We start from the raw sequence: 11,831 nt of genomic DNA, 5'->3' as shown, positions 1-11,831 counted from the left end.
GAAAAAATCAGACTTTTGAAAGCGTATTTTCACTATCAAAATAGTGTTATTCGCTTATCGTTGTGCAATTGGAACATACACTTGATGCGTTGGTCCATTATAATCAGCACGCGGACGAATTAAACGGTTGTTTTCATATTGTTCTAGAATATGAGCTAACCAGCCTGACATACGGCTAATTGCAAAAATAGGTGTAAATAAGTCATGGTCAATTCCTAAACAATGGTATACAGAAGCTGAATAGAAATCAACATTTGGTGGAAGACCTTTTTCTTTTGTTACAATGTCTTCAATTTTGATAGACATATTATACCATTTCTCTTCTCCTAAAAGCACGCATAATCTCTTAGACATTTCACGTAAGTGTTTTGCACGTGGATCACCCTGCTCATACACACGGTGGCCAAAGCCCATGATTTTCACTTTATTTTGAAGAGCATTATGAATATATGACTCTACATTTTCTTCTTCACCAATCTCAGTTAACATCTTCATTACATTTTCATTTGCCCCACCGTGAAGAGGACCTTTTAATGCACCGATTGCTGCTGTAATACCAGAATATACATCTGAAAGTGTAGCTACGCAAACACGTGCAGTAAATGTAGAAGCGTTTAACTCATGATCTGCATGAAGTACAAGCGCCTTATCAAAAGCTTCAATTTCAACTTCATTTGGCTCGCGATCATTTAACATGTACAAGAAGTTTGCAGCTAATGATAAATCCTTTCTTGGCTCAACAATATCTAAACCTTTACGGATTCTCGCGTAAGCAGCAACTAAAGTTCCGACTTGCGCCTGTAATTTAACCGCTTTCAAATAATTGGACTTTTCATCCATAATTTCAGCGCTCTCATCGTATAATGATAGCATGGAAATTGCAGTTCGTAAAACAGACATCGGATGTGCAATTTTTAAATCTACTTGTTTCAAATATGTTAAAATCTCACCTGGAACTTTATAGTATTCAGATACAATTTCATTAAATTCCGCTAGTTCTTTTTCATTAGGAAGCTTGCGGTGCCATAATAAGTACACTACTTCTTCAAACGTAGCATTCTCAGCTAAATCATCAATATTATACCCAACATAAGTTAATGTATCATCAATAATAGAGCTCACAGATGATGTTGTTGCTACTACCCCTTCTAAACCTCGAATAACAGTCATGACATTCTCTCCTTTTCCTGAAAATTCTCCCAACCTTGCTCCTTATATCTATTTGCTCCCCTTATGAATTATGAACGCCCGTTCACTCTTTAGGCAAGCAAAATGCACGATCATGCAAATTTGTTGCGATGTTCCCCTCTTATTGTCCATTGTTTACATGGAAAGCATGAGCGTGAATGTCTCCCCGAATCCTCACGCTCAAAACAACAAGTTAGTGAGGAAAATACATTCCGAAGAGTTTTATGATAAAAACAACATAAAACAATATCATTATAAAATTGTTTTATGTTGTTTTTATTTTATCTGGTGTAAAGTCTCTGCTGTTATGTAACTTTTCAAAGTTTCTAATCCTATTATAAACAATTATCTGACTTTTGTGAACAGAAAGAATTCAAAAATTTTATATTACTATAAAATTCCTTATTTAAACATCTGTATAATACTCATAACCGCATAGGCAATTCCAGCCCCAATTAACGGACCAACAGCAACCCCATTAAATAGCGCAACCGCTATAATTGTCCCAAAAACAAGCGCAGTTGTAATGTGAGGATCCGTCGTCAACAATTGTACGCCGCCTTTCGCTAACAAAGCGACCGCTACACCTGAAGCTAAAGCAATCCACGCATAATAAGATTTCGCCGCTTCTCCAAGTTGTTTAAAACCTATTTCCCCTGTCGCAATCGGTACGAGCACCGCTATTGTAATGACCGTTACACCTAGGTTAATTCCTTTCGTTTGTAAATAAGGAAAGACCTTATCTCCTAAAAACGTAAACTTCAATAAAAATAACACGCCAATAGCTACAGTAAGCGATTGGTTTTTAGCAATAAGTCCTATAATAAGTAGTATGAATAAAAATAACGTTGACTGACTAATCATGTTTGCACTTCCTTTCTGAAAATAATGAACTCATTTCCAAACAAAAATACCTTTAAACCTATCGTTATACATGCTATATCGATGCCTATTCAACATGAATCACTTCATTTTTTATGTATTTTAAAATGACAAACTGAGACTTTCACCATCAAAATTTAAGCATGTATACATTTTAAAAAACGGGCGTCTCTTCTTTCTTTTCTAATTAGAAACAGGTAAAATAAAAAGAAGAGAAAATGAAGTTTTTACCATATAGTAGAAGCATCAACACCAAGCTTTCACAGTCACTCATATACTGAAAAAGCAGGAAAAATCCATCATTCCACTATAACATAAAGTGAAACTTTAATCAGTGGGGCATTTTCCACTGATTATTAGCCTTCACCAATCGGGCTTTTACGGGCAGTTTATCTCCAGCTAACTCCTTTGATCCAGCCGCACTTCGGGTAGGAGATTTACTGCCCGTTAATGCGGGGTAAAGTGAAACTTTAATCAGTGGAGCACACTCGTTATAAGTTGAACGAATTAGGATAATCCAAATTGGAATGGGAGGTATACATCTTTGAACCGAAACTTACTATATATGATATTGCGACTCATATTTGTCATTGTAGCAACGGTAGCTGGGTTCTATGTATTACTATACATGTCAGGGCTTATCTATCCTTTTATTATCGCTTTTGCATTTGCTTATTTGATTAATCCTGTCGTCAATTTCCTTAATCAAAAACTACAATTTCCTCGCGCACTAGCAGTACTCGTTAGCTTAATTCTCGTATTTGGAGCTATCGTTGGACTTGTTACATATCTTGTGACTGAAGCAATATCTGCCACAACATACTTACTACAACTTGTTACAGTAAAGTTTCCAGATATCGTTACATTCGCTCAGCAATTTGCACTTAATCATATTATGCCTCTCTACGATGATTTAATCTCTAAATTTAATCATCTTGGAGAACCACAGCGCTATACAATTACACAAAACATTCAAAACTTAGGAACAGAAGCAACAACACAAATGAAAGAACTTTTAACCGCCATTATAAGCGGGTTAACGAATTTCATTAGTGCACTGCCAACAACTTTAACTGTTCTTGTATTCATTTTATTAGCCACTTTCTTCATTAGTTACGATTGGCACCGTCTTGCTCAGAAAGCAAGAAAATTGCTACCGAATCGTGTACATGGCTATGGAAAAACTATTTTTGTCGACTTAAGAAAAGCTTTGTTTGGTTTTGTGAAAGCACAACTTACACTCGTATCTATGACAACCGTCATTGTACTAATCGGACTTTTAATATTACGCGTACCATACGCCATTACTATTGCGATTATTACAGGAGTTGTAGATTTACTACCATACTTAGGAACAGGCGCAGTCTTCGTTCCATGGGTTATATACGTATTTTTCACTGGCGATACCGCATTCGCCATTGGTCTTCTCATTTTATACATCGTCGTGATTGTCCAAAGACAAATTATGGAGCCGAAAGTACTTTCATCTAACATCGGTCTCGATCCATTAGCAACACTCGTCGCTCTATTTGTCGGCTTTAAACTTTTTGGCTTTTTAGGATTAATCATCGGCCCAGTCACCTTAGTACTACTTAATACATTACACAAAGCTAATGTCTTCCATGACTTGTGGAAATATATTAAAGGTTCACCTTCAAAATAATAGTTTCTAATTCATACACAACAAAAAACTTACATGTAATCAGTGGGAATTTCCCACTGATTATTCCTTGTACTTATTTTTCATACTCATTACATAAAACAAGAGAATTGCACTCAGAAAAGATAATTCTCTTGTTTTTTTGCATGAAAAACGCATATTTCGTGGTGTTTTTACATATTTATTCTATTTATTTTATAATTATCATTTACATTTATTACTTTTTATGTAAATGAATAAATATACAAAATAGCATAAAACAAGACTTCAACTAACAATCTCCGCCTTTTTATATGAATTTTTTACACCAATCGTTCCTTTATATAAGAAAGCAAAACTTTAATTCAGCAGCGTTTCCCTCCATCTTATTCATCTAAATTAATAGCACTAAAAAATCACAAGTTTAATCGAAGTACACACAAGAGTTCAAACGAAAATTATATAGCACATATAATAAGCGAACGTTTTGTTCATCCCCACTCATCATTCGCCCCACATCAGACGCTTACGAGCAGCCCAGCTTTGAGATAGAAATTTCACCCCACAAATAGCGAGGTAAAGCAAAGCTTCAATCAGAAAGTTCCTCTCCTCTTACAATACAAAAAAATAGCACTTAGATTTCTACAATCTAAGTGCTATTTCTGAATAATAATAGTAGAGTTCTTTCTAAATTTCCATTCCATCCACTTCATAACAAGCGGCTTCAATAAAGCTCTCGTAATAGGGATCACGCAGATAAACCCTAGCACATCGGTCACATACCCAGGAAGCACTAAGAGAATACCTCCTACAAATACAAAAATACCATCTAGTACCGCCTCACCTGGCATTTCCCCTCTATTCAACTTAGATTGAATCTCTCCAAGCACTTTAAACCCTTGTCTTTTCGCCAAATACACACCTACAACACCTGTAAATACAATCATAGCGAACGTAGACCATAAACCTATTACATGACTTGATCCAATTAAGACCGTAATCTCAATCGCCGGTATTAAAATAAACAAGAATAGTAACCACTTCATAGTTCTACACCTCTCTCACAACTCACTTTTAACGTCCTCACAACGCCTATATACATCATATGAAATATAGATACTCTTTCATATTAAAACACATAACAAACAGCTTTTAAAAGCAATTCTAGGCGCTTTAAGCTAATTCTATCTCGTTTTTGTGTAAAAAAAAGAGAAGGACTCCGATCCTTCTCTCCGTATTACTTATAGCACTTCCGCATGTCCATTATAAACAATTCCGCGTGCTGCATCAACTGTTACTTCTTGGCCATTTTTTAAAGTTGCTGTTACGCCGTTTACACCAACGATAACAGGAATACCGATTGATACGCCTACAACAGCTGCATGGCTTGTTAAGCCACCTTCTTCTACAACTAAAGCCGCAGCTTTTTCGATTGCAGGAATCATATCTTTATCAGTGCTTGTTGTAACAAGGATATCACCTTCGTTTACGTTCGCTACAGCTTCAGCAGCTGTTTTTACTACAACTACTTTACCTTTTGCAGCTTTACGACCAATTCCTTGTCCTTTAGCAATTTCTTCACCAACAACGTGGATTTTCATTAAGTTTGTTGTACCAGTTTCAGCAACTGGAACACCCGCAGTAATCACTACAGTATCTCCAAGTCCGATTAGACCCGCATCCATACCTGTTTGAATTGCTGTATCTAACATTTCGTCAGTTGAAGCTGCGCGCTTCTCAGCCATAAATGCTTGTACACCCCAAACAAGTGCAAGACGACGTCCTACTTGCTCGTCAGATGTTACAGCTACGATTGGAGATTTTGGACGGTATTTAGAGATCATTTTCGCAGTATATCCACTTTCTGTTGGAGCTACGATTGCAGCTACATCAAGAGCAAGTGCTGTATGCGCAACAGATTGGCTAATTGCATCTGTAATTGTTGGAGTGAACTCTTTAATACGTTTTTTGAACATATCTTCATATTGTAATGATTTTTCAACACGTACCGCAATGTTAGCCATCATTGTTACCGCTTCTACTGGGTATTGTCCAGCAGCTGTTTCACCTGAAAGCATGATTGCATCTGTACCATCGAAGATTGCGTTAGCTACGTCACTTGCTTCCGCACGAGTTGGACGTGGGTTACGTTGCATAGAATCTAACATTTGTGTTGCAGTAATAACCGGTTTACCTAACACGTTACATTTTTTAATTAGACGTTTTTGTACTAACGGTACTTCTTCTGGTGGAATTTCTACACCCATATCACCACGAGCTACCATTAAACCGTCAGAAACTTCTAAGATTGAATCGATGTTGTCGATACCTTCTTGGTTTTCGATTTTTGGTACGATTTGGATGTATTGAGCGTTATGCTCTTCTAATAATTCACGGATTTCTAATACGTCAGACGCTTTACGTACGAATGAAGCTGCAATGAAATCAACTTTTTGCTCGATACCGAAGATGATATCTTTTACGTCTTTTTCAGTGATACCAGGAAGCTTAATGCTTACGTTTGGTACGTTAACACCTTTTTTATTTTTTACAGTTCCGCTGTTAAGAACTTTTGTACGGATGTTTCCATCAGCTTTTTCGATTACTTCTAGTTCGATAAGACCGTCATCGATTAGAATACGAGAACCTGGGTCTACATCGTCATAAAGACCAGCATAAGATACAGAGAACTTCTCTGCAGTACCTAATACTTGCTCAGTAGAAAGAACTACCTCTGCACCTGTTACAAGCTCAGCTTGTCCGTCTACGAAGTCGTGAGTACGGATTTCTGGACCTTTTGTATCAAGTAAGATACCAACTGTTTTACCAGTTTTCTTTGAAGCTTCACGAATGTTTTTAATACGAGCTCCGTGCTCTTCATGGCTACCATGAGAGAAGTTTAAACGAGCAACGTTCATACCTGCTTCGATTAATTGCTCTAATTTTTCAATACTTTCACTAGCAGGACCTATAGTACATACAATTTTAGTTTTACGCATATTGCACCTCCGAAAAATATGAAACCGTTCCCAAATATCTGACATTACGCCGATTAGATGGATAATTCTTTAGATAATTGATACATATCTTTATCGATTGTATGCTTTTGAGCTAACGCTTCGATAATGTCATGATCAACAAGTTTATTATCTTGAATACCTACACAACGTCCACCTTTACCAGCAATTAACAACTCAACTGCTCTTGCACCAAGACGACTTGCTAATACACGGTCTTGTGCACTTGGTGATCCACCACGTTGTACGTGACCTAATACAGTTACACGAGTATCAAAGTTTGTTGCTTCTTCAATGTGCTTACCGATGTCAATTGCACTTCCAACACCTTCAGCTACAATGATAATACTGTGTTTTTTACCACGTTCGCTACCACGTTTTAGACGAGCGATTACATCATCCATGTCATACTCTTCTTCTGGAATTAAGATTGTTTCTGCACCATCAGCTAAACCAGCCCATAATGCGATATCTCCAGCATGACGTCCCATTACTTCGATAACATATGTACGTTCATGAGATGTAGCTGTATCACGGATTTTATCAATTGCATCAATAACAGTGTTTAAAGCTGTATCGAAACCAATTGTGAAGTCTGTTCCAGGGATATCATTGTCGATTGTACCTGGTACACCAACACATGGGAATCCTTGTTCAGTTAATTTTTTAGCGCCTTGGTAAGAACCATCTCCACCAATAACAACAAGTCCTTCGATACCATGTTTCTTTAATTGCTCGATACCTTTTAGTCGTACTTCTGGGTCTTTAAACTCAGGACATCTTGCTGTATATAATTTCGTACCACCGCGGTGGATAATATCGCCAACAGAACCAAGTTCTAATTTTTCAATGTGACCAGAAATTAATCCAGCGTATCCATGGTAAATACCATATACTTCAATATCATGGAAAATCGCTTTACGAACAACTGCACGAATGGCAGCATTCATACCAGGTGAATCTCCACCACTTGTTAATACACCAATACGTTTCATTTGTACTCACCTCATAAAGATTATTTGCCTTATAATAAAATAACACGAAAAAATATAAAAACACAATGGAGAAGATGTGTCTTTTCATAATAAAAACGTGCATTCGCGAAGAGGAACGCACGCTTTTCTTATTTTATCCCAATGGAAGCGTTTGAAAACGAAACTTGCCCAATTTTCATATATTTTTCATAACGTTTTTCGATTAATTCATCTTTCGAAATTCCGTTTAATTGTTCAAAAGTTTTTCTAATTATTAAGTCTATATTTTCTGACTGTTTCAAAATATTACGGTGAGCTCCACCTTTTGTCTCTGGAATAATTTCATCAATTACACCTAATTCTTTCAAATCTGCTGCTGTAATTTTCATTGCCTCTGCAGCTTCCTTTGCTTTTCCTGCATCTTTCCAAAGAATTGCCGCCGCACCCTCTGGTGTAATAACAGAATAAGTGGAATTTTCTAGCATATGAATGTAATCTCCTACTCCAAGGCCTAGCGCACCACCACTACCACCTTCACCGATAACGATACAAATAACTGGTACCGTTAAACCTGCCATCTCAAATAGGTTGCGGGCAATAGCTTCACTTTGTCCACGTTCTTCAGCTGCTTTACCAGGATAAGCTCCCTTCGTATCGATGAAACAAATAATAGGACGATTAAACTTTTCCGCTTGTTTCATGAGACGCAGTGCTTTTCGATATCCTTCTGGATGAGGCATTCCAAAGTTACGGCGAATATTTTCTTTCGTATCTTTTCCGCGCTGATGCCCAATTACAGTTACAGGCATCCCTTTATATTTCGCAATGCCGCCGACAATCGCTGCATCATCGCCAAATAGACGATCTCCATGACATTCGAAAAAATCAGTAAATAAGTGCTCAATATAATCGAGCGTTGTCGGTCGTTCTGCATGACGAGCAATTTGAACACGGTCCCATACTTTTAGATTGCCGTATATATCTTCCTCTAAATTTTCTAGCTTTTCTTCCAAAATACGAATCTCCTCACTGAAGTCCATCTGGCTGTTTTTCGTATAGTCTTTCAGTTCACGAATCTTATTTCTTAGCTCAACAACTGGTTTTTCAAATTCTAGCTCTGCCATACAGCCACTTCCCCTCCTTGATGAACTTCTAAAATCTTACGAAGCGATTCTCTCATATCATCACGATGCACCACCGCATCTAATTGACCATGATCTAGTAAGAATTCTGCCGTTTGGAAATCTTCCGGTAGTTTCTCACGCACCGTTTGTTCAATTACACGTCTACCAGCAAATCCGATAAGTGCACCTGGTTCTGCAAGATTATAATCACCAAGTGAAGCGAAACTCGCTGAAACCCCGCCCGTCGTTGGGTGAGTCATAACAGAAATAAATAATCCTCCTGCATTACTATGCTTTTTCAAAGCTACGCTTGTTTTTGCCATTTGCATTAAACTTAATATACCTTCTTGCATACGGGCACCACCCGAAGCAGTAAAGATAATAAATGGAACTTGTAAGTCGTACGCCTTTTCAACCGCACGGGCGATTTTTTCTCCTACTACAGAGCCCATGCTCCCCATTCGAAAACGAGAATCCATTACTGCAACAACAACAAGCATGTCATCAATTGTTCCTTCACCAGTTACAACCGCTTCGTTCAATTCAGTCTTCTTACGATCGCTCTCTAGTTTCTCTTCATAACCTGGAAACTCGAGTGGATTTAATGAAACCATTTCTTTGTCATACTCACGGAATGACCCTTCGTCCAATATACTATCAAGACGTTCCCATGCATTCATAGGATGATGATATCCACAATTCACACATACTTTTAAATTTTTTAGAAGTTCTTTCGTATACATGATTTTTTTACATTCCGGACATTTTGTCATAACGCCATCTGGCACATCTTTTCGTACTTGTTCTGAAGGTATTGCAGCGTACTTTTTCTTTTTCACGAATAAATCTCTTAGCACAATTTGACCCCCTTCGTTGAGAGCTAAGGTTAGCGTAAGAAGAAAATGGGGCTAACACCAAAGTTTGATGTTAGCCTTATCTTCTCAATCTGTCTAATAACCTCACTCTTTACGTTTAACTTTAACCGCTACGCGGTAGAATGTTTGTCATAACGTGTCATGGTCATTTCGACAAATTTTATACATTACGAGTGAAACTGTATATTCTCTACTAATTCATCGTAAATTTTTAGTGCATCATTTTCTTGTTTTTCTTCCAAAGTAGCGTAAAGCTTTCTATACATATCGATAGAATCTCTTGAAACTTTACAAGAAAGCGTTGATACGTAATCATTTACGATCATCCAAATGCGATATAGTAAATAATTATCGACTTGTTCAATAAGTGTTTTAAAGAACGTTTGATGAAGCGTTGGGATTGAGTTTTCATTTCCTTCAAGTACTTGGTGTAATTTACTTAGCACTTTAGAAAACGTTTCTTTCGGTAAATTACATACAATTCGAATCATATCTTTCTCGAGTAATCGTTTCGTTTGTAATAAATCACGAATTGTTTTCTCATCTTGCAATAAGAACGGAGCAATTAATTGTACAAGACCGTTATCATAAAAGTTTCGAATAAACGTCCCTTCACCACGTCTCGTTTCAATCAATCCTACCAGTTCTAAAGCACGCAATGCTTCTCTTACAGAGGAACGTCCTACGTTTAAGCGTGAACTTAACTCACGCTCAGACGGCAAACGATCCCCCGCCACCAATCCATCCTCTTCCATAATGGAACGGATTTTTTTTACAATTTCGAGATATACTTTTGTATTTGATGATGTCAATGGAATTTCCTCGCTTATTCTTTACCAATCAGCGCTAATTGTTTTGTTTTTTCAGCGATCTCATTTGGATCTACTTGACGGCGAGCTACTCCTGTCTCCATTGCTGCTTTTGCAACGTAAGCCGCTACTTGAGGCGCTACACGCGCGTCAAATGGTGCCGGAATGATATAGTCTGCATTTAACTCATCTTCTGCTACAAGCTCAGCAATAGCCTGTACAGCTGCCATCTTCATTTCTTCGTTAATTTGTGTCGCATGTACGTCAAGTGCACCGCGGAAAATACCAGGGAACGCCAGTACATTATTTACTTGGTTCGGGAAGTCAGAACGACCTGTTCCAACAACAGCTGCGCCCGCTGCTTTTGCCAATTCTGGCATAATTTCTGGAACTGGATTCGCCATTGCAAAAATAATCGCATCGTCATTCATTGTACGAACCATCGCTTCTGTTAATGCACCTTCTGCAGATACACCAATGAATACGTCTGCACCTTGTACAACATCAGCTAAAGAACCTTCTATACGATTCTTATTTGTATATTTTGCAACTTCATCCTTCACCGGATTCATACCTGTAGGACGACCATCATAGATTGCCCCTTTACGGTCACACATAATAATGTCGCGTACACCATAGCGATATAAAAGTTTAATAATTGCAATACCTGCTGCACCTGCGCCATTTGCGACAACTTTAATGTCAGACATTTTCTTTCCAACTAATTTCAGTGCATTTACAAGACCTGCTACTGTTACAATAGCTGTTCCGTGTTGATCATCATGGAAGATAGGAATATTTGTTTCTTTTTTCAAACGCTCTTCAATAATGAAGCAGTTTGGTGCTGCGATATCTTCTAAGTTAACGCCGCCAAAAGTTGGCTCCATTAATTTTACAGTTTCAACAATTTTATCTACATCGTTTGTATTTAAGGCAATTGGGAATGCATCTACACCAGCAAAGCTCTTGAATAATACAGCTTTACCTTCCATTACTGGAAGAGATGCTTCAGGTCCAATGTTACCAAGACCAAGTACAGCTGTTCCATCTGTCACAACTGCTACCATATTTCCCTTCATCGTATATTCATATACCTTACTTTTATCGTCATAAATTTCTTTACAAGGTTCTGCAACCCCTGGAGAATATGCAAGACTTAAATCTTTTGCATTTTCTACTTTTACTTTTGATACAGTTTCTAATTTTCCTTGATGCACTTTATGCATGTGAAGTGCTTCTTCACGAAGTGTTGACAAACTATCCACTCTCCTCAAATTATTCTTGCTGATATCAATTTCTCCAAGTGGTCTGACCACGAACACT

General features: G+C 37.6%; 10 protein-coding genes. 1 reads left to right on the top strand and 9 read right to left on the bottom strand.

The genetic code is table 11. The features are described from left to right. Positions 1 to 54: 54 nt before the first annotated feature. Together citZ and AB6801_RS07505 are read right to left on the bottom strand one after the other, a co-directional pair. Positions 55 to 1,203: a citrate synthase gene (gene citZ / locus AB6801_RS07510; protein WP_000503652.1), complete on the bottom strand. Its 1,149-nt coding sequence runs from the start codon at positions 1,201 to 1,203 to the stop codon at positions 55 to 57. Between the two features lie 387 nt (positions 1,204 to 1,590). After that, positions 1,591 to 2,052, bottom strand: a complete 462-nt coding sequence (locus AB6801_RS07505) for a DUF441 domain-containing protein (protein WP_000625507.1) — start codon at positions 2,050 to 2,052, stop codon at positions 1,591 to 1,593. Positions 2,053 to 2,614: 562 nt separating this feature from the next. On the opposite strand from AB6801_RS07505, the gene ytvI reads away from it, so the two are divergent. Then, positions 2,615 to 3,733, top strand: a complete 1,119-nt coding sequence (gene ytvI, locus AB6801_RS07500) for a sporulation integral membrane protein YtvI (RefSeq protein WP_001081388.1) — start codon at positions 2,615 to 2,617, stop codon at positions 3,731 to 3,733. A 632-nt stretch (positions 3,734 to 4,365) separates the two neighbouring features. Here the strand turns inward: ytvI and AB6801_RS07495 are convergent. The 7 genes from AB6801_RS07495 to ystJ form a co-directional block, all read right to left on the bottom strand. Continuing rightward, entirely contained in the window at positions 4,366 to 4,755 is a 390-nt protein-coding gene (locus tag AB6801_RS07495; RefSeq protein WP_000871631.1) for an FxsA family protein, read from the bottom strand. A gap of 195 nt (positions 4,756 to 4,950) precedes the next feature. After that, positions 4,951 to 6,708, bottom strand: coding sequence for a pyruvate kinase (gene pyk / locus AB6801_RS07490; protein ID WP_016110781.1), 1,758 nt, complete (start codon positions 6,706 to 6,708; stop codon positions 4,951 to 4,953). 53 nt (positions 6,709 to 6,761) lie between these two features. Continuing rightward, positions 6,762 to 7,721, bottom strand: a complete 960-nt coding sequence (pfkA, locus tag AB6801_RS07485; protein ID WP_000821156.1) for a 6-phosphofructokinase — start codon at positions 7,719 to 7,721, stop codon at positions 6,762 to 6,764. 128 nt (positions 7,722 to 7,849) lie between these two features. Then, complete coding sequence (gene accA / locus AB6801_RS07480; RefSeq protein ID WP_000818807.1) at positions 7,850 to 8,824, bottom strand: acetyl-CoA carboxylase carboxyl transferase subunit alpha; 975 nt, start codon at positions 8,822 to 8,824, stop codon at positions 7,850 to 7,852. Then, entirely contained in the window at positions 8,812 to 9,681 is an 870-nt protein-coding gene (accD, locus tag AB6801_RS07475) for an acetyl-CoA carboxylase, carboxyltransferase subunit beta (protein ID WP_000942857.1), read from the bottom strand. Before accD ends, accA begins: the two co-directional genes overlap by 13 nt. A gap of 185 nt (positions 9,682 to 9,866) precedes the next feature. Beyond that, on the bottom strand, positions 9,867 to 10,511 hold the full coding sequence (locus tag AB6801_RS07470) for a FadR/GntR family transcriptional regulator (protein ID WP_000204440.1): 645 nt from the start codon (positions 10,509 to 10,511) through the stop codon (positions 9,867 to 9,869). A 14-nt stretch (positions 10,512 to 10,525) separates the two neighbouring features. Then, positions 10,526 to 11,734, bottom strand: coding sequence for an NADP-dependent malic enzyme (ystJ, locus tag AB6801_RS07465; protein ID WP_176520666.1), 1,209 nt, complete (start codon positions 11,732 to 11,734; stop codon positions 10,526 to 10,528). Positions 11,735 to 11,831 lie beyond the last annotated feature (97 nt).

Origin of the sequence: Bacillus sp. RCC_6_1 (genome assembly GCF_041360755.1) — a bacterium.
Lineage (GTDB): Bacteria > Bacillota > Bacilli > Bacillales > Bacillaceae_G > Bacillus_A > Bacillus_A cereus.
This window is presented reverse-complemented; position numbering and strand designations above follow the sequence as displayed.

What these genes read in the sequence shown, in the direction of transcription:
- AB6801_RS07505 (WP_000625507.1), bottom strand. Translation starts at nt 2,052, where the DNA reads ATGATTAGTCAGTCAACGTTATTTTTATTCATACTACTTATTATAGGA.
- pfkA (WP_000821156.1), bottom strand. Translation starts at nt 7,721, where the DNA reads ATGAAACGTATTGGTGTATTAACAAGTGGTGGAGATTCACCTGGTATG.
- AB6801_RS07495 (WP_000871631.1), bottom strand. Translation starts at nt 4,755, where the DNA reads ATGAAGTGGTTACTATTCTTGTTTATTTTAATACCGGCGATTGAGATT.
- pyk (WP_016110781.1), bottom strand. Translation starts at nt 6,708, where the DNA reads ATGCGTAAAACTAAAATTGTATGTACTATAGGTCCTGCTAGTGAAAGT.
- accA (WP_000818807.1), bottom strand. Translation starts at nt 8,824, where the DNA reads ATGGCAGAGCTAGAATTTGAAAAACCAGTTGTTGAGCTAAGAAATAAG.
- ystJ (WP_176520666.1), bottom strand. Translation starts at nt 11,734, where the DNA reads ATGCATAAAGTGCATCAAGGAAAATTAGAAACTGTATCAAAAGTAAAA.